General features: G+C 65.5%; 15 protein-coding genes. 12 read left to right on the top strand and 3 right to left on the bottom strand.

Features of this window, described 5'->3' with window-relative positions:
- Positions 1 to 2: 2 nt before the first annotated feature.
- Positions 3 to 737, top strand: coding sequence for a TonB family protein (locus NUW81_RS10020; RefSeq protein ID WP_245112876.1), 735 nt, complete (start codon positions 3 to 5; stop codon positions 735 to 737).
- 4 nt (positions 738 to 741) lie between these two features.
- On the opposite strand, the gene NUW81_RS10025 is transcribed toward NUW81_RS10020, so the two are convergent.
- The gene (locus NUW81_RS10025; protein WP_245112878.1) at positions 742 to 2,271 is read right to left on the bottom strand and encodes an MFS transporter; all 1,530 of its coding nucleotides are present in this window, start codon (positions 2,269 to 2,271) and stop codon (positions 742 to 744) included.
- A gap of 102 nt (positions 2,272 to 2,373) precedes the next feature.
- Positions 2,374 to 3,339: a LacI family DNA-binding transcriptional regulator gene (locus tag NUW81_RS10030; protein WP_312025029.1), complete on the bottom strand. Its 966-nt coding sequence runs from the start codon at positions 3,337 to 3,339 to the stop codon at positions 2,374 to 2,376.
- Positions 3,340 to 3,580: 241 nt separating this feature from the next.
- Here NUW81_RS10030 and NUW81_RS10035 point away from each other — a divergent pair, with 241 nt between their 5' ends.
- The 11 genes from NUW81_RS10035 to NUW81_RS10085 all read left to right on the top strand — a co-directional run bounded on the left by NUW81_RS10035 (position 3,581) and on the right by NUW81_RS10085 (position 20,534).
- On the top strand, positions 3,581 to 6,358 hold the full coding sequence (locus NUW81_RS10035; protein WP_245112882.1) for a TonB-dependent receptor: 2,778 nt from the start codon (positions 3,581 to 3,583) through the stop codon (positions 6,356 to 6,358).
- Positions 6,359 to 6,443: 85 nt separating this feature from the next.
- Positions 6,444 to 7,967: a tryptophan halogenase family protein gene (locus NUW81_RS10040; RefSeq protein WP_245112884.1), complete on the top strand. Its 1,524-nt coding sequence runs from the start codon at positions 6,444 to 6,446 to the stop codon at positions 7,965 to 7,967.
- Complete coding sequence (locus tag NUW81_RS10045; protein ID WP_245112887.1) at positions 7,964 to 9,790, top strand: alpha-amylase family glycosyl hydrolase; 1,827 nt, start codon at positions 7,964 to 7,966, stop codon at positions 9,788 to 9,790. The genes NUW81_RS10040 and NUW81_RS10045 overlap by 4 nt, the downstream gene beginning before the upstream one ends.
- On the top strand, positions 9,787 to 11,391 hold the full coding sequence (locus tag NUW81_RS10050) for an alpha-amylase family glycosyl hydrolase (RefSeq protein ID WP_245112889.1): 1,605 nt from the start codon (positions 9,787 to 9,789) through the stop codon (positions 11,389 to 11,391). Before NUW81_RS10045 ends, NUW81_RS10050 begins: the two co-directional genes overlap by 4 nt.
- Entirely contained in the window at positions 11,388 to 13,415 is a 2,028-nt protein-coding gene (locus tag NUW81_RS10055) for a glycoside hydrolase family 97 protein (protein ID WP_245112892.1), read from the top strand. The genes NUW81_RS10050 and NUW81_RS10055 overlap by 4 nt, the downstream gene beginning before the upstream one ends.
- 116 nt (positions 13,416 to 13,531) lie before the next feature.
- Positions 13,532 to 14,986 carry a glucose-6-phosphate dehydrogenase gene (zwf, locus tag NUW81_RS10060; RefSeq protein WP_260508495.1) on the top strand — a complete coding sequence of 485 codons (1,455 nt, stop codon included), beginning with the start codon at positions 13,532 to 13,534 and terminating at the stop codon, positions 14,984 to 14,986.
- A complete protein-coding gene (gene pgl, locus NUW81_RS10065) occupies positions 14,979 to 15,680 on the top strand; it encodes a 6-phosphogluconolactonase (RefSeq protein WP_245112894.1) in 702 nt (233 codons plus the stop codon). Before zwf ends, pgl begins: the two co-directional genes overlap by 8 nt.
- Before the next feature lie 9 nt (positions 15,681 to 15,689).
- On the top strand, positions 15,690 to 17,498 hold the full coding sequence (edd, locus tag NUW81_RS10070) for a phosphogluconate dehydratase (RefSeq protein ID WP_245112896.1): 1,809 nt from the start codon (positions 15,690 to 15,692) through the stop codon (positions 17,496 to 17,498).
- Positions 17,495 to 18,469 carry a glucokinase gene (locus tag NUW81_RS10075; RefSeq protein ID WP_245112898.1) on the top strand — a complete coding sequence of 325 codons (975 nt, stop codon included), beginning with the start codon at positions 17,495 to 17,497 and terminating at the stop codon, positions 18,467 to 18,469. Before edd ends, NUW81_RS10075 begins: the two co-directional genes overlap by 4 nt.
- On the top strand, positions 18,466 to 19,080 hold the full coding sequence (gene eda / locus NUW81_RS10080; protein ID WP_245112900.1) for a bifunctional 4-hydroxy-2-oxoglutarate aldolase/2-dehydro-3-deoxy-phosphogluconate aldolase: 615 nt from the start codon (positions 18,466 to 18,468) through the stop codon (positions 19,078 to 19,080). The genes NUW81_RS10075 and eda overlap by 4 nt, the downstream gene beginning before the upstream one ends.
- Positions 19,081 to 19,088: 8 nt before the next feature.
- The gene (locus NUW81_RS10085; RefSeq protein WP_245112901.1) at positions 19,089 to 20,534 is read left to right on the top strand and encodes an alpha-amylase family glycosyl hydrolase; all 1,446 of its coding nucleotides are present in this window, start codon (positions 19,089 to 19,091) and stop codon (positions 20,532 to 20,534) included.
- Positions 20,535 to 20,596: 62 nt separating this feature from the next.
- Here NUW81_RS10085 and NUW81_RS10090 read toward each other — a convergent pair whose 3' ends face one another.
- The gene (locus NUW81_RS10090; protein WP_245112902.1) at positions 20,597 to 22,183 is read right to left on the bottom strand and encodes an MFS transporter; all 1,587 of its coding nucleotides are present in this window, start codon (positions 22,181 to 22,183) and stop codon (positions 20,597 to 20,599) included.
- Positions 22,184 to 22,243 lie beyond the last annotated feature (60 nt).

Here is a 22,243-nt window from a genome sequence, read left to right on the forward strand (position 1 = left end):
TGATGTACGCGGAAGAAAAGAGCTGGAAGGGCCGGGCGGGGACCGTTGGCGTGGTGGTGGGGGTGCATGCGCTCGCCATCGCCGCGCTGCTGACCGCCGGCGGGATCGAGGTGCTGGTCGAGGAGCAGCCCGACCTCACCACCTATGATATCGAGCTCGAGCCGCCGCCGCCGATCATCGAGGATATTCCCGAACCCAAGCAGGCGACCCCGCGCGAGGAAGGCGAGGCCTCGGCCAAGCAGGTCGAGAGCAAGGCGACCGAGATCGAGCGCCCAGAGGTCACGCCCCCCATTCCGGTCCCCCCGCCGGTCGTCGCCTCGCCCAAGGCGGGCGAGGGTGACGACGCCACGCAGGGTGCCTCCGACCGCGACGAGGGCGGTTCGGGCGCGGGCGGGGTCGGCGACGGTACCGGCTCGGGCGGGCAGGGCGACGGATTGGGCGGTGGTGGCGGCACGCGCCCCAGCGTCATTCCGCGCACCACGCTGACGCAGCGCGACTATCCGCGCGAACTCCGCCGCCGCTGGCCGCGCGGCGGCGCGGTGCTGGTCGCGGTGCGGGTGCAGACCGACGGGCGCGCCACCGACTGCAAGGTCAACCGCTCGATCGGCGATCCCGAGATCGACGCCATGACCTGCCAGCTCGTCGAGCAGAAGGTCCGCTTCAACCCCGCGCGCGATGCGCAGGGGCGGCCCTATGTCGCCTGGTACGGCTACATGCAGCGCTGGGTCGGCGGCTGAGGCCTCAGGCCGCGTCGCCGTTCGCCTCGGCCTCCGAAATCCGCAGCATCGAAAGCGCCGCCAGCGCCATCACGCCGCCCGCAAACAGCATCGTCCAGATGGGTTGGGTCGGGAAGAAGGCTTTCAGAACACTGCCCATGAGGGTGGCGACAATGAGCTGCGGCACGACGATGAAGACGTTGAACAGCCCCATGTAGATGCCGAGCTTTGCCTGCGGCAGCGCGCTGGCGAGGATGGCGTAGGGCATGGCGAGGATCGAGGCCCAGGCGATGCCGACACCGATCTCGGAGAGATAGAGCATCTCGGCATCCGGCAGGACGAGGAAGGACAGATAGCCCGCCGCACCGCACAGGAGGCCGACCATGTGGGTCTTCACCTTGCCGAGGCGCTTCGACAGGAAGGGCAACAGGAGCAGCGCCGCGACCGCTGCCACGCCATTGTAGACCGCGAACAGTTCGCCGACGAAATTGCCCGCGTCCTGGAAGGCGGCCGAGCTGCTGTCGGTGGTGCCGTAATAGCGCTGGGCGACCACGGGGGTGGTGTAGATCCACATGATGAAGAGCGCCGACCACGAGAAGAATTGTGCCAAAGCGAGTTTCTTCATGAGGCTCGGCATGCCGGAGAAGTCGCCGACGATCTGGCTCAGCATTCCGGGGCGGTCGCCCTTCCTGGCCATGCCGATGGCGAGCATCGAGGCGAGCCCGTAGCCCGCTAGCAACGCGGCGAGGAGATAGACTTCCTTTTCGAGCCCGAAGCCCGCGGTGACCAGCGCGACCAGCGCGCCCGCGCCGACCCAGCCGAGCGCGCTGCCCTGCTTGCGTTCGGCGAGCAGGCGGATGGTCGCCGCATCGTCCGCGGCCTCGTCATGACCATCGAAGGCGGCCATCTCGTCGGGGCTATATTCCTTGGTCGTCAGCACGGTCCACATGACCGCCACGAACAGCGCCGCGCCGCCGAACCAGAAGCTGTATTTCACCGTGTCGGGGATGCCGCCGTCGGCGGCGACATTGGACACGCCCATGGCGTCCATCATCGAGGGGAAGAGCGAGCCGACCACCGCGCCCGCGCCGATGAAGGCGGTCTGCACGGCATAGCCCGCGGTATGCTGGTCCTTCCGGAGCATGTCGCCGACGAAGGCGCGGAACGGCTCCATCGAGATGTTGAGGCTGGCATCCAGCACCCAGAGCAGCACGGCGGCCATCAACAGGACGGGCGCCAGCGGCATGAGGAAGAGCGACAGTGCGGCAAGGAAGGCGCCTGCGACGAAATAGGGACGGCGGCGTCCGAAGCGGCCGAGCCAGGTGCGGTCGGACATGTAGCCGATGACCGGCTGGACGAGGAGGCCGGTGAGCGGGGCGGCGACCCACAAAGCGGGCAAATCGTCGAGCGAGCTGCCCAGCGTCTGGAAGATGCGGCTCATGTTCGCATTCTGCAGCGCGAAGCCGATCTGGATGCCGAAGAAGCCGAAGCTGATATTGGCCAGCCCGAGCCAGTTTTGGCGCGGTTTCTGCGCCATCGTCGCATGTTCGTTCATTGATAATCCTCCCCAGGATCGGGGGAGACTGGCAGGATGGCCGTGGCGTGACAATCGCCGCCGCGCTGTATTCGTATGCAGAAGTGCCGGCGGGCGCCTCGCCTAGCTCGAGCCGCGGACCTTGAGGTCGACGGGGAGGAGGACGCTGTCGGGCGCCTCGTTGGCGATCTTCTTGAGGAGGGTCGCGATCAGCGTCTCGCCCGCTCGGCGCACATTTTGCGACACGCTGGTGAGCGGCGGCGAGGTGAGGGCGGCGCCGGGGCTGTCGTCGAAGCCGACCAGCGAGACGTCCTCGGGGATCGACTTGCCGGCCGCCTTGAGCGCGTTCATCGCGCCGATGGCAATGGGGTCGGCGGCAGCGAAGATGGCGTCGAATTCGACGCCGCTGCGCAACAAATTGGTCGCTGCCTGCTCGCCCGCCTCGACGGTGGCATTGGCATCATGGCTGGCGACGATCTCGTGGCCCGCCTCGCCAAGCGCGCGGGCAAGGCCGAGATAGCGCTCGAGGAATTCGGGCGCACTCTCGTCCGACTGTCCGAGAAAGGCGACCTTCTTTCTCGCGCGCGCGAGGAGGTGCCGGCCGACGAGATAGCCGCCCTGGTCGTTGTCCGAGCCCACGGTGGTGCCGATCTGCCCCGCCTTGGCGGCTCCCCAGCGGACAAAGTGCGTGCCCTGGCTGACGAGCTGCTCGAGCCGCGGGCGCGCCTTCAGATAATCGCCATAGCCGAGGAGCAGGATGCCGTCGGCCTTGTGGCTGTCCTCATAATCGACGTGCCAGTCCTCCGACAGCTGCTGGAAGCTGATGAGGAGGTCATAGCCCTTGTCCGAGGCGGCGCGCGCGAGGCTGCCCAGCATCGAGAGGTAGAAAGGGTTGATGAGGCTGTTGTCGGGCGTCGGGTCCTCGAAGAAGAGGAGCGCGAGCGTGTTGGACGAGCGCTTGCGCAGCCCGCTCGCATTCTTGTCGACCGTATAGTTGAGCTGCGTGGCGGCGGCGATGACCTTCTGGCGGGTCTCCTCCGAAACCGCGGGGCTGCCCGACAGGGCGCGGCTGACGGTTGGCTGGGACACCCCCGCCAGCGCTGCGATATCGAAACTTGTGGGACGCTTGGACCCCATTAACTCACCGTTGCAATTCGGCATCAGCCTGACGGAGAACGACCCTAGGGACGGTTGAAGCCAATGTGAATACGTATGTGCATACGTATGTAGCGCGGCCCGCCCCCTGTCGCATTTTCGTCACCTTCCATAAGCTCCCGCGTCATCAGGTCGCTGTGTCAGGCGGCGGCCACCTAGGGGAGGATCCTATATAATGAAGAAGACCACGATGTTCCGTGGTGCGGTCACCGTCAGCGCGCTGGCGATGGGCACCATGCTTGCACAGCCTGCCTTCGCGCAGGACGTTTCCACCGACGAGGACGCCAATGCCGTCACCGGCCCGAGCGATGTTGCGCAGGCGGACGAAGAGACCGAGCTTGGCGAACAGATCGTCATCACCGGCATCCGCGCCAGCCTCGAGAATTCGGTCGCGGCCAAGAAGGCCAACACCTCGATCGTCGAAGTCGTGAGCGCCGAAGACATCGGCAAGCTGCCCGACGTCTCGATCGCCGAAACCCTGTCGCGCCTGCCGGGTCTTGCCACCCAGCGCCTCGACGGCCGCGCCAACGTCGTGTCGATCCGCGGCCTCGCGCCCGACTTCACCACCACGCTCCTCAACGGTCGCGAGCAGGTCAGCGCCAACAACAACCGCGGCGTCGAGCTCGACCAGTATCCGGCCGAACTCATCAACGGTGCGGTCGTCTACAAGACCCCCGACGCCAGCCTGATCGGTCAGGCGCTCGGCGGCACCATCGACATGCGCACCATCCGCCCGCTTAGCCATGGCAAGCAGACCTTCGTGATCGGCGGCCGCCTCGAGCTCAACGACCTCGGTGAAATCAACCCCGACATCTCGAACAAGGGCTATCGCGCCAATGCGTCGTATGTCGGCCAGTTCGCCGACGGCACCCTCGGCATCGCCATCGGCGGCTCGCTCATGAGCTCGCCGACCGCCGAAGAGCGCGTCCAGATCTGGGGCTATCCGACCAACGGTAACGGCAACTATGTCATCGGCGGCATCAAGCCCTACATCAAGTCGAACAAGCTTGATCGTGCGGGCCTCATGGGCGTCGTCGAATATGAGCCCAACGACCAGCTCCACGTCACGCTCGACGGTTACTGGTCGCAGTTCAAGGATAACCAGCGCCTGCGCGGCCTCGAAGTCCCGCTCGCCTGGTCGGGCGCGAGCCTTCGTGACGACTATGTCGTCGATCCCGAGACCAACCTCATCACCGACGGCACCTTCGACGGCGTCGAGGTTGTCGGCCGCAACGACTTCGTCGATCGCGACAGCGAGATCTTCGCTGGCGGCATCAACTTCCAGTATGAAGTCAGCGACGGCCTGATGATCGAAGCCGACGCCGGCTACTCGACCCTCGACAAGACCGAGCGCAACGCCGAAATCTACTTCGGTACCGGCCGCGGCAGCGGTGTGGGCGCGGTCGACAGCTTCGCTTTCAGCTTCGACGAAGACTATATCCCGCAGTTCACCACCGGCCTCGACTATGCCGACACTAGCGAGGTCTTCCTGACCGCGCCGCTCAGCTGGTGTGGCCGCCCGGGCTTCCCCGGCGACTGCCAGGACGGCTTCATCAATGCGCCTGAAGTCGAAGATGACCTGATGAGCCTGCGTCTCCAGGCCACCAAGGCCGTCGGCGCCAACGACAGCTTCCGCCTCGGTGCCAATTTCAGCGAGCGCACCAAGAAGCTCGTCGATCAGGGCTTCGTCCTGACCAACAAGGCCTATCCGGACGACGTCGCAGTGCCGACCGACCTGCTGTTCGAGCCGGTGTCGCTCGGCTTCATCGGCATCGACAGCCTGCTCGCCTTCGACAGTGTCGCTTATTACGAAGCAGGCAATTACGAGGAAATTTCGGGTAGTCTTTGGGATCCGAGCCGTCTGACCAACAGCTACGAGATCAACGAGAAAGTGCTGACCGGTTTCGCCCAGTACAATTTCGACTGGGAAATGGGCACCGTCCCGACCGTGGGGAACATCGGCGTCCAGATCGTCCACACCGACCAGGAAGGCCGCGGTCTTGCAGCGCGCAACGCTGATGGCGTGGTGGTCACCGCCCCGGTGACCGATGGCGATACCTACACCGAGATCCTGCCCAGCCTGAACATCAGCTTCGAAGCCGAGGAAGGTACCTTCCTGCGCTTCGGTCTGGCCCGCATCCTGGCCCGTGCCCGCATGGACCAGCTCAACCCGGGTATCGGTTTCAACTACAACCCGGCCTTTGCCGACAACACCGACATCCAGCTCTCGCCGTGGAGCGGGACCGTCGGCAACTCGGCGCTGCGTCCGCTCATCGCGAACACTGTCGACGTCGCCGTCGAGCGCTACTTCGCGCCGCGCGGCTACGTCTCGCTGTCGGGCTTCTACAAGAACCTCGAGACCTACATCTATCGCAGCAACGAGCTCTACGACTTTACCGGCTTCCCCTACACGGGCGACGAACCGGCGACGTTCGACGGCATCGTGTCGCAGTGGGTCAACGACGGTTCGGGTGATGTCTACGGTATCGAATTCTCGGGCGCGCTTCCCTTCGAAGTGATCACCCGCGATCTCGACGGCTTCGGCCTCATCCTGTCGGGCAGCTACACCGACAGCGAAGTCAAGCAGGCCGACGGCGCCCGCCCGACCGACCTGCCGGGCCTGTCGAAGTGGGTCATCAACTCGACCGCTTACTACGAGAAGGACGGCTTCCAGGCGCGTATCTCGGGCCGTTACCGTTCGGAATTCCTCGCCGAAGTCGCGGGCCTCAGCCTCGCGCGTGACCTCGATTTCGCGAAGGGCGAATTCCTCGTCGATGCGCAGGTCGGCTACGAGTTCCAGGACGGCTCGAGCCTCGAGGGGCTCTCGCTCCTCCTGTCGGCCTCGAACCTCACCAACGAGCCGTTCGTGACCTACCGCAACGAGGAGTATCTGATCCGCGACTACAACAATTACGGTCGCACCTTCTCGATCGGCGCGAACTACCGCTTCTAGTTCGCATCGCCAGGATCGCCCGTCCCGTCCACCGCACCCTCCCCGGTGCGGCGGGCGGGGCGGGCAACCCTCGCGGAGAACGCATATGACGAAGCCCAATCGTATCCAGCGACTGACCATCCTCGGCGGCGGAACTGCCGGATGGATGGCAGCGATCGCCTTTGCCCGCGTGCTCGGGCACCAGGTCAAGGTGACGCTCGTCGAATCGGAAGCGATCGGCACGGTCGGGGTCGGTGAAGCGACCATTCCCCCGATCAAGATCTTCAACCAGCTGGCCGGCCTCGAGGAGGATGAATTCCTCCGCCAGACCAAGGCGAGCCTCAAGCTGGGCATCGAATTTTCCGGATGGGGCGGCGCGGACGACCGCTACATCCACCTCTTCGGCAATGTCGGGCAGAGCCTCGGCCTTTCCGAATTCTTCCAATATTGGCTGCGCGCCCGCGAAGAGGGCATCGCCAAGGACTTCGACCTTTATTCGCTGACCGGTGCCGCGGCGCGGGCCGGCAAGGCCGAGCGCGCCACCGGCATCCGCGGCTCCAAGCTCGAAGGCATCACCTATGCCTTCCATTTCGACGCCGGGCTCTACGCCCGCTATCTGCGCAGCGAAGCGGAGAAGCTCGGCGTCGACCGGATCGAGGGCAAGGTGGCAGGTGTCGAGCGCGATGCCGAAACCGGCTTCGTCACGGCCTTGAAGCTCGAGGACGGGCAACAGGTCGGCGGCGAATTCTTCATCGACTGCTCGGGCTTTCGTGCCCTCCTCATCGGCGAGGAAATGGGCAGTGCCTACAGCGACTGGACGCATTGGCTGCCGTGCAACCGCGCGGTCGCGGTGCCGTGCGAGAATGGCGCGAAATTGCGCCCCTTTACCCAGTCGATCGCGCACAAGGCGGGCTGGCAGTGGCGCATCCCGCTCCAGCATCGCACCGGCAACGGCCATGTCTTTTCTTCCGCGCACATGTCGGAGGACGAGGCGACGCAGATCCTCCTCGACAATCTCGAGGGCGAACCGATCGGCGATCCGCGCGTCATTCGCTTCACCACCGGCATGCGGCCCGAGATGTGGAAGGGCAATGTCGCCGCGCTGGGGCTGGCCTCGGGCTTCCTCGAACCGCTGGAATCGACCTCGATCCACCTCATCCAGGTCGGCATTTCCAAGCTGATGAGCCTGTGGCCCGACACCGCCTGCGACCCCGCGCTCGCCGCCGAATATAATCGCAAGATGGCGTTCGAATATGAAAGCGTCCGCGACTTCATCATCGCCCATTATCATGTGAACCAGCGGCCCGAGCCCTTCTGGCGGCAGGTCGCGACGATGGACGTGCCCGACAGCCTCCAGCGCAAGCTCGACGTCTTCAAGTCGAGCGGGAAGATCTACCGCGACCATGACGAGCTCTTCACCGAGATCGGCTGGTTCCAGGTGCTGATGGGGCAGAATTTCACGCCCGAGCGCTATCACCCGCTCGCCGACCGGCTGAGCCGCGACCAGCTCGCGGGCTTCCTCGGCAACATCGAACAGATCGTGGGCAAGGCCGCCGACCAGCTGCCCTCCCATGAAGACTTTCTCGCCTCGATCGGGGCGCCCCCCACCTTGAAGGAGACGGCCGCATGATGATGACGAGCCTGATTGCCGCGCTTGCGAGCGCTGCCCAGATCCAGGAAACGCCCACCGCCGAAGCCCCGCTGTTCGGCAGCGCCGAGACCTATCGCGGGCGTCCGCCGCAAGACGAGATCGTCTATTTCGTGCTGCCCGACCGCTTCGAGAATGGCGATACGTCGAACGACCGCGGCGGCCTCACGGGCGACCGGCTCGAGACCGGCTATGACCCGACCGCCAAGGGCTTCTTCCACGGCGGCGACCTCAAGGGGCTGACCGAGCGCCTGTCCTATCTCGAGGGCCTCGGCGTCACCGCCATCTGGTTCGCCCCCATCTTCCAGAACAAGGCGGTGCAGGGCCCGCGGGGCGAGGAGAGCGCTGGCTATCACGGCTATTGGGTGACCGACTTCACCCGCCCCGATGCGCATTTCGGTTCGATGGACGAGTTCAAGGCCTTCGTCGACGCCGCCCACGGGCGCGGCATGAAGGTCTATATGGACATCATCACCAACCACACCGCCGACGTCATCGGCTACGAGCAGGGCGACGAGTTTGCCTATCATTATCGCCCGCTCGCCGATTATCCCTATTCGACGCGCGGCGGGATCGACGGCGAGCGGATCAACGAGGGTTTCCTTGGCGACCATATCCGCACCGAGGAAAATTTCGCCAAGCTCACCAACCCGAACTTTGCCTATGACGTGGTGGTCCCCGAGGCCGAGAAGGACGTCAAAGTCCCGGCCTGGCTCAACGACCCGATTTACTATCACAATCGCGGCAACTCCTCGTTCCGAAACGAGGACAGCCTCTATGGCGATTTCTCCGGCCTCGATGACCTGTTCACCGAGCATCCGCGCGTCGTTGCCGGCATGACCGACATCTTCGCCGACTGGATCACGGGTGTCGGGATCGACGGCTTCCGCATCGACACCGCGCGCCACGTGAACCCCGAGTTCTGGCAGCAGTTCATCCCGGCGATGGAAGCCACCTCGGAGGCCGAGGGCATCCCGCACTTCCACATGTTCGGCGAAGTCTATCGCGACGACAGCGACAATGGCTACATCGCCCAATACACCCGCCGCGACAAACTGCCCGCCGTGCTCGACTTCGCCTTCCAGCAGGCGGTGCGCGAGACGGTGGCGATGGACAAGGGCACCGAGGTGCTCGCCTACATGTTCGCGGGCGACGTACTCTACGAAGGCGGCGAGGCGACCGCGATGACACTGCCGACCTTCCTCGGTAATCATGACATGGGCCGCTTCTCGCAATTCGTGCGCGAGGCCAATCCGGACGCGGACGACGCCGAGATGTTGGCGCGCGTGAAGCTCGGGCATTCGATGCTGCTCACCCTGCGCGGTTCGCCCGTCATCTATTCGGGCGACGAGCAGGGCTTCGTCTCCGACGGCGGCGACCAGCTGGCGCGCGAGGACATGTTCGCGAGCATCACGGACGTCTATAACGACAACGATCTCATCGGCACCGACGCCACCACCGCCGACGAGAATTTCGATGTCGCCCATCCGCTCTACCGCTGGATCGGCCTCCTCTCGAACATCCGCAAGGAAACGCCCGCGCTGCGCCGCGGACGGCAGGTGACGCGCGCCTATGGCGCCGAGACCGGCCTGTTCGCCGTCTCGCGCTTCGATCCCGAAACGGATCGCGAATATCTCCTTATGTTCAACACCAGCGAGGAAGCGATTTCGGGGCAGGTGCTGGTCGAGGTGCCCAACGAGGAATGGACCACCATCCTCGGCAAGTGCGCCGCCAAGGTGAGCGCACCCGGCAGCCTGTCCTATGAACTCCCCGCCCTCGGCTTTTCGATCTGCGAGGCACGATGAGCAACGCGCGTACCGCCTGTAACGACCTGCCCTGGTGGCAGGGTGCGGTGATCTACCAAGTCTATCCGCGCAGCTTCCGCGATAGCAACGGTGACGGCATCGGCGATATCGCCGGCATCACCGAGAAGATGGAGCATATCGCGGACCTCGGCTGCGATGGCCTGTGGGTCAGCCCCTTCTTCACCTCGCCGATGGCCGATTTCGGCTATGACGTCGCCGACTATCGCGGGGTCGATCCGATCTTCGGCACGATCGAGGATTTCGACGCGATGGTCGCGCGGGCGCACGCGCTCGGGCTCAAGGTCATCATCGACCAGGTCTACAGCCACACCAGCATCGAACATGCATGGTTCGAGGAAAGCCGCCAGAGCCGCGATAACCCGAAGGCCGACTGGTATGTCTGGGCCGATCCCAAGCCCGACGGCTCGCCGCCCAACAACTGGCAGTCGGTGTTCGGCGGGGCGAGCTGGACGTGGGATGCGCGCCGCGGCCAATATTACCTGCACAATTTCCTGAAGGACCAGCCCGACCTCAACGTCCATAACGCGCAAGTGCAGGACGCGCTGCTCGAGGTCGCGCGCTTCTGGCTCGACCGCGGGGTCGACGGCTTCCGCCTCGATGCGCTCAATTTCGCGATGCACGATCGCGCGCTGACCGACAATCCGCCGGTCGAGAGCCCGAAGCAGAAGACGCGCAGCTTCGATTTCCAGCATCATTTCCACAACCAGTCGCAGCCCGAGATCCTCGGTTTCATCGAGCGCATCGCGGGGGTGATGAAGGACTATGGCGCGCGCTTCACGCTGGCCGAGGTCGGCGGCGAACAGGCCGCGCGCGAGATGAAGGAATTCACGCACGGCGATCACCGCCTCAACAGCGCTTACGGCTTCGACTATCTCTATGCCGATGCGCTGACCCCCGATATCGTTCGCACGGCGATCAGGAGCTGGTCGGGCGAGGAAGGCGAGGGCTGGCCGAGCTGGGCCTTTTCCAACCATGACGCGCCGCGATTCGCCTCGCGCTGGTGGGACGAGGCGGATCGCCCGCAGGCCGTGCGCACCGCGCTCACGCTGCTCATGTGCCTCAAGGGCAATGCGATCCTCTACCAGGGCGAGGAACTCGGCCTGCCGCAGGCCGAGGTGCCCTTCGAGCATCTGCAGGACCCCGAGGCGATCGCCAATTGGCCGCTCACCCTTGGCCGCGACGGCGCGCGCACGCCGATGGTCTGGAACGACAGCGACTGCGCGGGCTTCGGCTCGACGCAGAGCTGGCTGCCGATCGCCGCGCCGCATCGCGCACATCACGTCGCTGCGCAGGAGGCCAACGAGGGCTCGATCCTCAACTGGACAAAGAAGGTGATTTCGCTTCGCAACGCGAACGACGCGCTGCGTTGCGGCGAGATCGAGATTGTCGACGAGGGCGGTGACCTGCTCGCCTTCGAACGGTCGAAAGATCACCAGCGCATCCGCTGCTATTTCAACCTTACCGCCGAAGTCGTGGCGCTGCCCGACGTGGCCGGAACGGTGCTCCTCGCAACCGGCGAGGTCGCCGCAGACCAGAACGAACTACCCCCTTATTCCGCCCTGATCGTGGAGACCCAATGATCCAACGCCTCGCCCTCGGGCTCACCGCCGCGCTGTTCGCGCTTCCCGCTGCCGCCACCGCCGAAGAGGTCGTGACCTCGCCCGACGGCCGCATCAGCGTCACGGTGGACGTGAACGGGGAGGGGCGCCCCTTCTACCGCGTCGACCTCGACGGCGAGACCATCGTCAATGACAGCCGCCTCGGCTTCCTCATGGCCGACCAGGACAAGCTCGAGCGGCGGCTTGCGCTCATCGACGCCGAGACTGGCAGTGCCGACGAGACTTGGGAGCAGCCGTGGGGCGAGAAGCGCTATATCCGCGACCATCACAACGAGTTGTCGGTCACCTTCCGCGAGGACAGCGAGGCAGCGCGCGAGTTCGGCGTGACTTTCCGCGTCTTCGATAACGGCGTCGGCTTCCGCTACGACTTCGAGCACGCCTCGCTGGGCGAGACGATCCGCATCGCGGATGAACTCACCGAGTTCAATTTCGCCGAGGACGGCACCGCCTGGTGGATCCCCGCGGGCGAGTGGAACCGCTACGAATATCTCTACGAGGAAACGCCGATCTCGGGCGTCTCGATGGTGCATACCCCCTTCACCGTGAAGCTCGAGGGCGGCACCCATGTCGCCGTGCACGAGGCCGCGTTGGTCGACTTTGCCGGCATGTGGGTCAAGCGCACCACCGGCACCAATTTCCGCGCCACGCTGGCACCGACCGGTTCGACCGCCGCGCGTGTCGTGCGCGAGAACGGCTTTTCCACGCCGTGGCGCACGCTGACCATTGCCGATGATGCGGCGGGCCTCGCCAATGCCGACATCACCTTGAACCTCAACGAGCCCAACAAGCTTGGCGACATGAGCTGGTTCACCCCGCACAAATATGTCGGCGTCTGGTGGTCGCTCCATCTCGACGAGGAAAGCTGGGGCTCGGGGCCCAAGCACGGTGCCACCACCGAGAATGTGAAGCGCTACATCGACTTTGCCGCCGAACATGGTTTCGAGGGGGTGCTGGTCGAGGGCTGGAACATTGGCTGGGACGGCAACTGGTTCTTCAACGGGGCCGAGTTCAGCTTCACCGAGGCCTATCCCGATTACGATTTCGAGGAACTGGCCCGCTATGCCGCCGAAAAGGGCGTGCCGATCGTCGGCCATCACGAAACCTCGGGCGATGTCGGCAATTACGAGAGCCAGCTCGAAGCCGGCCTCGACCTCATGAAGGCCCGCGGCGTCTCGGCGATCAAGTCGGGCTATGTCACCGACGCCTGCAACCTGCGCTACGTCCATCCCGACGGGCGCGAGAGCCGCGAATGCACCGAGAGCCAGGTGATGCAGCGTCACCACCTGAAGGTCGTGATCGAGGCGGCCAAGCGCCAGATCGTCATGAACCCGCACGAGCCGGTGAAGGACACCGGCCTTCGCCGCACCTATCCCAACTGGGTCACCCGCGAGGGCGCGCGCGGGATGGAGTTCAACGCCTGGGGCGTGCCGGGCAACGGGCCGGCGCATGTGCCGACCATGGTCTTCACCCGCCTCCTGTCCTCGCCGATGGATTATACGCCGGGCATCGTCAGCCTTGAGGGACGCGGCCAGCCCTTGGAGATGACGCAGGCGCGCAACCTTGCCGAATATGTGCTGGTCTATTCGCCGCTCCAGATGGCGGCCGACCTGCCGGAACATTATGCCGACAATCCCGAGGCCTTCGGCTTCATCAAACAGGTGCCCGCCGACTGGTCGGACAGCCGCGTGCTGATGGGCGAGGTGGGCGACTATGCCGTCACCGCGCGCAAGGACCGGGGCAGCGAGGACTGGTATGTCGGCGGCGGCACCGACGAGAAGGCGCGCAATGTCCGCGTCGCGCTCGACTTCCTCGAGGAAGGGCGCGTCTATCGCGCGCATATCTGGCGCGATACGGCGACCAGCCACTATGAGGGCGAGGCGCGGTTCGAGATGGAAACCGAGACCCGGACGGTCCGTGCCGGCGACACGATCGACCTCATGATGGCTCCCGGCGGGGGCTTTGCGATCCGCCTCGAAGCACAGTAAAGCCGGGCAAAGGGAACGATCAGGGGGTTTCCTGCGCTGCCACGAGGTGGCAGAGAGGCCCCCTGTGTGAACGTTCCCACCGGAATGTCACGGGGCTAGAGACAAGGAAATCCCATTTGAGCGACAAGGCCTCGACCCTTCTACTCTTCGGCGCGACCGGCGATCTGTCGCGCCGCATGCTGCTTCCTTCGCTCTACGGCCTGTTCGCCGACAAGCTGCTGCCCGAAGACGTTCGAATCATCGGCACGGCGCGCAGCGACCTCACCGACGAGCAGTTCCGCGAGACCGCGATCGAGGCGCTGCGCGAGCGGCTGCCGGCCGATTTCTACAACGAGATCACCGCGCGCCAGTTCGCGGCCAAGCTGTCCTACCTGCCCGTCGATGCGACCACGCCCGAGGGCTATGACGAGCTGGCCGCGCGCATCCCGATCGAGAAGGGCGTGTCGATCTTCCTGTCGACCGCGCCCTCGCTCTTCACCACCGTCATCGAGAATCTCGAGCGGGTCGGGCTGGCGGGGCCGACGGTGCGGCTCGCGCTCGAGAAGCCGATCGGCACCGATTTGCCGAGCTCGCAGAAGATCAACGATGCGGTTGCCGCGGCCTTTCCCGAGGAGCGGATCTTCCGCATCGATCATTACCTGGGCAAGGAGACGGTGCAGAATCTCCTCGCGCTGCGCTTTGCCAATTCGCTGCTCGAGCCGGTGTGGAACGCAGGCCATATCGACCATGTCCAGATCACCGTCGCGGAGACGGTGGGGCTCGAGGGCCGCGCGGGCTATTATGACGATGCGGGCGCCAGCCGCGACATGCTGCAGAACCACATGCTCCAGCTCTTGGCGCTGGTGGCGATGGAGCCGCCTGCCGATTACGACCCCGAAGCGGTGCGCGCCGAGAAGGTGAAGGTGCTCAAAGCGCTGCGCCCGATCAACAAGCAGGACGCGCCCGACAATGTCATCCTCGGCCAATATGGCGAGGGCGAGATGGGCGGCGACAAGGTCCGCGCCTATGCCGACGAGCTGGGCGAGAAGAGCGACACCGAGACCTTCATCGGGCTGCGCGCGCATGTCGACAACTGGCGCTGGTCGGGGGTGCCCTTCTACCTCAGGCACGGCAAGCGGATGGCCACGCGCAAGACCGAGATCCTCATCCAGTTCAAGTGCGTGCCGCACTCGATCTTCTCGAACGTCAATGCGGTGCCGCAGCCCAACGAGCTGATCATCTCGATCCAGCCCGAGGAAAATATCCGCCTGAAGATCATGACCAAGACGCCGGGGCTCGACCGCGGCGGCATGGCGCTGCGCGAGGTGCCGCTCGACATCACGCTCGACGGGGCCTTTTCGGACTATCGTCGGCGTATCGCCTACGAGCGGCTGCTGCTCGACCTCATCGAGGGCGACCCGACGCTGTTCGTGCGGCGCGACGAGATCGAGGCGCAGTGGAGCTATATCGACCGGCTGCGCGCCAGCTGGCTCGAGGCGGGGATGACCCCCGAGATTTACGAAGCCGGAGGCTGGGGGCCCGCGTCCTCGGCAGAGCGAATGAAAAAAGACGGAAGGCAGTGGAATGATTGAAGCCGAATGGTGGGACTATGACGACCGCGACGAAATGGCCGATGCGGTTGCCGGAGACATCGGCTTCATCGTCGAGAGCGCGATCGACGCGCGCGGCGAGGCGCTACTCGCCTTCCCCGGCGGTTCGACGCCCAAGGCGGTGTGGGAGCGGCTGGCGCAGAAGAAGCTGCCGTGGAAGCGCGTGACGATCATCCCGGGCGACGATCGCCTCGTCCCCGTCGATAACGAACTGTCGAACATCCGCGCCATCGCGCAGGCGATGATCTCCACGGGCGCGCGCATCTATCCGATCGTCACCGATACGGATGACTATGTGATGGCGGGGCATGCCGCCAATGCGCGGTTGAAGGACCTGAAATGGCCGCCTGATCTCGTGTGGCTCGGCATGGGGACCGACGGGCATACCGCCTCGATCTTCCCCGGACCCGACCTCGACAGCGCACTCGATGCGCCCAAGGCGAACCTCGCCATCGGCGTGCATCCCGACCCCATGCCGCCGGAAGCGCCGGTCGATCGCGTCACGCTGACCCGTGCGGGCATCCTCCAGGCACGCACGATCATCGTGACGATCACGGGGCAGGAAAAGCGCGACATCCTCGAGCAGGGCCTCGCCGACGGGCAGTCGTCCAAGCTGCCGATCGTTCGCGTGCTCGCCGAGAGCGAATTCCCCATCGACATTCACTGGGCACCCTAAGGAGCCACCATGGCGACCCTCGACCCCCGCATCGCCGCCGTCACCGACCGCATCCGCGAGAAGAGCGCGAAGAGCCGCGCCGCCTACCTCCGGCTGATGGACGAGGAAGGCGAACGCGGCATCGACCGCGCGCGCCTGTCGTGCGGCAACTTCGCGCACGGCTTTGCCGCCGCGGGTGACGACAAGAAGGCGATCCGGACCTTCTCGGGGCCGAACATCGGCATCATCACCGCCTATAACGACATGCTGTCGGCGCATGCGCCTTATTACCGCTATCCCGAGCAGATGAAGGTCTGGGCGCGCGAAGCGGGCGCCACCGCGCAGGTCGCGGGCGGCGTGCCGGCGATGTGCGACGGGGTGACGCAAGGGCAGCCCGGGATGGACCTGTCGCTGTTCAGCCGCGACAATATCGCGATGGGCGCGGGGATCGCGCTCAGCCACGGCATGTTCGAGGGCGTGGCGATGCTCGGCATCTGCGACAAGATCGTGCCGGGGCTGCTGATCGGCGCGCTGCGCTTCGGGCACCTGCCCGCGCTGCTGGTGCCCGCAGGACCGATGCCCTCGGGCCTTGCCAACAAGGAAAAGCAGCGCGTGCGCCAGCTCTATGCCGAGGGCAAGGCGACCAAGGAAGAATTGCTCGCCGCCGAGAGCGCCAGCTATCACGGGCAGGGCACCTGCACCTTTTACGGCACCGCCAACTCCAACCAGATGATGATGGAGATGATGGGGCTGCACGTCCCGGGCGCGGCCTTCGCCAACCCGGGCACCAAGCTCAGGCAGAACCTGACGCGGGCCGCCACGCATCGCATCGTCGAGCTTGCCAAGGCGAAAAGGCGCCTGTGCGACACGGTCGACGAGCGCGCCATCGTCAATGCGGCGGTCGGCCTGATGGCCACGGGCGGCTCGACCAACCACATGATCCATTTGCCCGCCATCGCGCGCGCGGCGGGAATCATCTTCGACTGGACCGACCTTGCCGACATCAGCCACGCGGTGCCGCTGATCGCGCGGGTCTATCCCAACGGGTCGGGCGACACGAACGACTTCCACCATGCCGGCGGCATGGCCTTTGTCACGCACACGCTGCGCGAGGCGGGGCTGGTCCACGACCATGATGCCGCCGGTGCCGACGATTTCGCGGCCTATGCGACCAACCCGATCGAGGATGGCGAGGGTCTGCGCTGGGAAGCGGTGACGGCGTCGAACAACGACACCATGCTGCGTCCGGCTAGCGATCCGTTCCAGCCTGACGGGGGCATGCGCCTCCTTAGCGGCAACCTCGGGCGCGCCTGCTTCAAGACGAGTGCGGTCGAGCGGGAACGCTGGACAATTCAAGCGCCGTGCCGGATCTTTGCCGACCAGAAGAGCGTGGTCGACGCCTTCGAGGCGGGCGAGCTCGACAAGGATGTCGTGGTCGTCGTTCGCTTTCAGGGGCCGCGCGCCAACGGCATGCCCGAACTGCACAAGCTGACCCCGCCACTGGGCGTGCTTCAGGACCGCGGCCACAAGGTCGCGCTCGTCACCGACGGGCGCATGAGCGGCGCATCGGGCAAGGTGCCCGCCGCCATCCACTGTTCGCCCGAAGCGCTGGGCGGTGGACCGCTTGCTTTCCTTCGCGACGGCGATGTCGTCCGTGTCTGCGCCGAGACGGGCGCGCTCGAGGCGGTCGGCGTCGACCTGTCGGGCCGCGATGCCGCCGACGCGCCGCCGCCCCCCGTTGGCACCGGACGCGAGCTGTTCGCGCTCTTCCGCCACCACGCCGATGAAGCCGAAAAGGGCGGATCGGCCATGCTTCATGCCATGGAGGCCTCGCTGTGAGCCGCACCATCGCCGTCGCCGACATTGGCGGCACCCACGCCCGTTTCGCGATTGCCGAGCTCGACGGGACACATGTGACGTCGCTCAGCGACCCGGTCACGCTTGGCACCAACGATCATGCCAGCTTCCAGACCGCCTGGCGGCATTTCTGCGAATTGAACCCGGGACCCGAGCCCAAGGACCTGTCGATCGCTTTCGCAGGGCCCGTCGATGGCGAGGTGCTCAAGCTCACCAACAACCCGTGGGTGATCCGGCCGGCGCTGGCGCAGGAGAAGCTGGGCGTCGACAATTTCACCATCGTCAACGATTTTGCCGCCATCGGCCATGCGGTGGGCGAGCTCGGCGACGAGGACTTCCTCCACGTCACCGGCCCCGAAGGCCCGTTCCCGCGGCATGGCGTGACCAGCATCGTCGGCCCCGGCACGGGGCTTGGCGTCGCGCAGGTGCTTAAGACGCCCGACGGGCATAACCATGTCATCGCCACCGAGGGCGGGCACATCGACTGGGCCCCGCTCGACAGCCTCGAGGACCGCATCCTCCAGCGCCTCCGCAAGCGCTACGTCCGCGTCTCGATCGAGCGGATCGCCTGCGGTTCGGGGCTGGTGAACATCTACGAAGCGCTGGGCGCGATCGAAGGCAAGGCGGTGCGCGAGGTCGACGACATCGAATTGTGGACGATGGCGATGGAAGGCACGGATGCGCTTGCCGCAGCCGCGCTCGACCGCTTCTTCCTGTCACTGGGTGCCGTCGCGGGTGATCTCGCGCTGGCGCATGGCGCCAATGCGGTCGTGCTCGCGGGCGGGCTCGGCTATCGCCTGCGTGAACGTTTCGAACGCTCGGGTTTTGCCGGCCGCTTCATCGCCAAGGGCCGCTTCGAGCGGCGCATGCAGAACATTCCCGTCAAGCTCGTCACCCACCCGCAGCCCGGTCTCTATGGCGCCGCGGTGGCTTTCGCGAAGGAACATCCATGACCATCGACGACATCATGGGGCTCGCCCCCGTCATTCCTGTGCTCGTGCTCGAGGAGGACGGGCCCGACCCCGTCGCGCTCGCCGAGACTTTGGTCGAGAACGGCCTGCCCGTGATCGAGGTGACGCTGCGCACCGAGGGCGCGCTCGAGGCGATGGAGAAGATGGCGAGCGTCGAGGGCGCGATCGTCGGGGCGGGCACGGTGCTCAACCCCGTCATGCTCTATGAAGCCGTGGATTATGGCGCGCAGTTCATCGTCTCGCCGGGGCTGACCGACTGGGTCGTGCGCGCGGCGCAGGACAAGCGCGTGCCGATCCTTCCCGGTGTCGCCACCGCGAGCGAAGTGATGCGCGGGCTCGACATGGGGCTCGAGCGGTTCAAATTCTTCCCCGCCGAGGCCAATGGCGGGCTGCCCGCGCTCAAGGCCATCTCGGCGCCGCTGTCGATGGCCAAATTCTGCCCCACCGGCGGGATTAAGGAAGAGACGGCGGCCGACTGGCTCGCGCATGACGCGGTGATGTGCGTCGGCGGTAGCTGGATCCTGCCCAAGGGCGAAAGCGATCTCGACAAGGTCGCCCAAAAAGCCAAGGCTGCAGCCGCACTCAGGAGCTAGGAGCAGATATGCGTCGTCGCTTTTCCCTTCTGGTCGCGGCGGCGCTTCTGCCGACCACGGCCTGCGCTACCACCGAGGCCGGTACCGTCGAGCCTGCGGTGAGCGAGGTCGCGCCGCCCTATATGGGCCGCGACCATGTCGACTGGTCGCGCGATGCGGTCATCTACCAGATCAACACCCGCCAGTTCACGCCCGAGGGCACGCTGGCGGCGGCCACGCGCGAGCTCGACCGGCTCGATGCCATGGGCGTCGACATCCTCTGGCTGATGCCGGTGCAGCCGATCGGCGAGCAGAACCGGAAGGGCACGCTCGGATCGCCCTATTCGATCACCGACTATACCGCCGTGCGGGGCGAGCTTGGCGACATGGACGACTTCAAGGGCTTCGTCGATGCCGCCCATGCGCGGGGCATGAAGGTCATTCTCGACTGGGTCGGCAACCACACCGCCTGGGACCATCCGTGGGCGAGCCGGCATCCCGACTGGTACGAGAAGAACTGGAAGGGCGAGTTCGTCTCCACCCCTTATTGGGATTGGACCGACATTATCGACTTGGATTATTCGAACGTCGCGATGCGCCGCGCCATGACCGACGCGATGAAATTCTGGGTGCGCGAGACCGACATCGACGGCTTCCGCGCCGATGTCGCGGGTTACATGCCGCCCGATTTCTGGGAGCAGACGCGGGCCGAGCTCGAAGCGATCAAGCCGGTGTGGATGCTCGGCGAATTCGGCCAGCGCGACCTGCATGATTACAGCTTCGATGCGAGCTATGCGTGGGACTGGGAAAAGGGCCTCAGGAATATCGCGCAGGGCAAGTCGGACGCGACGGGGCTTTACGGTTTCTATTCGGAACATGCCTCGCTCTGGCCAAAGGGCGCGCAGCGGATGATCTTCACCTCGAACCATGACGAGAATGCATGGGCGGGGACGGCCTATGAGCGGCTCGGTGAGGCGTTGCCCAATGCCTTCGTGCTGATGTTCACGAGCGAGGGTATCCCGCTCATCTACAACGGGCAGGAAGCGGGTCTCGATAGGCGGCTCGAATTTTTCGAGAAGGACCCGATCGACTGGCGCGAGCATCATAACGCCGCCAACTTGCAGAGCCTGATCGCCTTTCGCGATGCGCACCCGGCGTTGCACAATGCGCCGTGGGGCGGCGAAATGGTGTATGTGAAGAACTCGGACGAGGCGAAGGTCTTCAGCTTCGTGCGGGCGAAGGACGGCGATGCCGTTTTCGTGGCGCAGAATTACTCGGGCGAGGCGGTCACCGTCACGCTCGACGGGCTGCCGTATGAGGGCGCGTGGCAATATGTGGGGACAGGCTGGATGGAAGGCGATGATTCCGACGGCCCCGTCCGTGTGCCTGCAGCGAACCGAATGATGGATCTTGGTGCGGGAAGCGAGATCAGCATCCCCGCCTGGCGCAGCGCGATCTTCATTCGCCGCTACTAAGGAGAAGGGCCGGTCGCCAACTTGGCAACCGGCCCCAATTTCATCGGGTTTTTTCGCCACTCCTAATGGAGCGGCTGCCCGTGCCTTTCCTTCCAGAACAGGAGCGCGCAGATGATGCTGAGCGCGATGAAGAAGATCGGGTACCACAGGCCTGCGTAGATGTTGCCGGTCGCCGCCACGATGGCGAAGGCGGTGACGGGCAGGAAGCCGCCGACCCAGCCGGTGCCGATGTGGTAGGGCAGGCTCATCGCGGTGTAGCGCGTGCGCGTCGGGAACATCTCCACCAGCGCGGCGGCCTGCGGGCCGTAGAGCGCGGTTGCCGCGACGGTGAAGACGATCAGCCAGAAGTAGAGCGTGGCATGGTCGATCTCGGCCGGGTCGGCGCTCAGCGGATAGCCGGCGGCCTCGAGCGCGGGGGCGATGGCATCGCCATTGTCGGTGACGACCACGCGCTCCTCGCCGAGACGCACGGCGGTCGAGCCGTCATCGCTGGCGACCTTGGTATAGCCGATGCCCTTGGCCGACAGCGTCTTCGAGGCGATGTCGCAGGGGCTGGTGAACTCGGCCTTGCCGATGAGGTCGAACTGCACCGAGCAGGTGGCAAGGTCGGTTTCGATGACCGCCGGGGTGGCTTCCTGCGCGGCGGCGAGGCGCGGGTTCACCGCCTCGGTGATGGCGTGGAAGCCGGGCCAGAAAGCGACGAGGCCGAGGACCATGCCGCCGACCATGACGGGCTTGCGCCCGACCTTGTCCGACAGCCAGCCGAAGAAGACATAAAGCGGCGCCGAGACGACGGTGACGGTGAGGATGATCCAGTTCACCTCCGCGCCCGGGACACCGAGGTTCCGCTCGAGGAAGACCTGCACGTAGAAGAAGGCGCAATACCAGAGCGCGCCCTGCGCGGCCATGAAGCCGAAGAAGGCGGTGAGCACCTGCTTGAGGCTTTCCTTCTCGGCGAAGGCTTCGCGCAGCGGGGTCTTGGTGACCTCACCCGCTTCCTGCAACTGCCGGAAGGCGGGGCTTTCCGACAGCTTGAGGCGCATCCAGACGCTGATCAGGAGCAGCAGTACCGAGACGAGGAAGGGCACGCGCCAGCCCCAGTCGAGGAAGGCTTCCTCGCCGATGGCGGTGCGGGTGAAATAGATGACGAGCAGCGCCGCGATGAGGCCGAAGGCGGCCGACGACTGGATCCAGCCGGTCGCCGCACCGCGCTTGTCGTCATCGGCATGCTCGGCGACATAGATGGCCGCGCCGCCATATTCGCCGCCCAGCGCAGTGCCCTGGCAGATACGCAGGATGATGAGAAGGATGGGGGCGATGATGCCCGCGGTCGCATAGGTCGGCAGCAGGCCGATGGCGAAGGTCGCGCCGCCCATCAGCGAGACGGTAGTGAGGAAGGTCGCCTTGCGGCCCACCCGGTCGCCCATCGCGCCGAAGATGATCGCGCCCAGCGGCCGGAAGGCGAAGCCCGCCGCGAACAGGCCCAAGGCGGCAATGACCCCCGCGGTCTCGCCGAGACCGGCGAAAAAGACCTGCCCGATGGTGCTGGCGAGCGCACCGAAGATGAAGAAGTCGTACCATTCGAACGCCGTGCCCGCCGACGAGGCGGTCACGACCTTGGCCATCGACCAAGGCTTAGCTTCAGACATGTAATCCCCCCTGAAAACAATCGGCTGACAGGCTTAGCGCGTCAGCGGGGAGGTTCAAGT

The organism is Sphingomicrobium aestuariivivum, from assembly GCF_024721585.1.
In the GTDB taxonomy this organism is placed as follows: domain Bacteria; phylum Pseudomonadota; class Alphaproteobacteria; order Sphingomonadales; family Sphingomonadaceae; genus Sphingomicrobium; species Sphingomicrobium aestuariivivum.

Coding starts and splice junctions, on each gene's coding strand:
- NUW81_RS10020 (WP_245112876.1), top strand. CDS start 3: ATGTACGCGGAAGAAAAGAGCTGGAAGGGCCGGGCGGGGACCGTTGGC.
- NUW81_RS10025 (WP_245112878.1), bottom strand. CDS start 2,271: ATGAACGAACATGCGACGATGGCGCAGAAACCGCGCCAAAACTGGCTC.
- NUW81_RS10035 (WP_245112882.1), top strand. CDS start 3,581: ATGAAGAAGACCACGATGTTCCGTGGTGCGGTCACCGTCAGCGCGCTG.
- NUW81_RS10040 (WP_245112884.1), top strand. CDS start 6,444: ATGACGAAGCCCAATCGTATCCAGCGACTGACCATCCTCGGCGGCGGA.
- NUW81_RS10045 (WP_245112887.1), top strand. CDS start 7,964: ATGATGATGACGAGCCTGATTGCCGCGCTTGCGAGCGCTGCCCAGATC.
- NUW81_RS10050 (WP_245112889.1), top strand. CDS start 9,787: ATGAGCAACGCGCGTACCGCCTGTAACGACCTGCCCTGGTGGCAGGGT.
- NUW81_RS10055 (WP_245112892.1), top strand. CDS start 11,388: ATGATCCAACGCCTCGCCCTCGGGCTCACCGCCGCGCTGTTCGCGCTT.
- pgl (WP_245112894.1), top strand. CDS start 14,979: ATGATTGAAGCCGAATGGTGGGACTATGACGACCGCGACGAAATGGCC.
- edd (WP_245112896.1), top strand. CDS start 15,690: ATGGCGACCCTCGACCCCCGCATCGCCGCCGTCACCGACCGCATCCGC.
- eda (WP_245112900.1), top strand. CDS start 18,466: ATGACCATCGACGACATCATGGGGCTCGCCCCCGTCATTCCTGTGCTC.
- NUW81_RS10085 (WP_245112901.1), top strand. CDS start 19,089: ATGCGTCGTCGCTTTTCCCTTCTGGTCGCGGCGGCGCTTCTGCCGACC.
- NUW81_RS10090 (WP_245112902.1), bottom strand. CDS start 22,183: ATGTCTGAAGCTAAGCCTTGGTCGATGGCCAAGGTCGTGACCGCCTCG.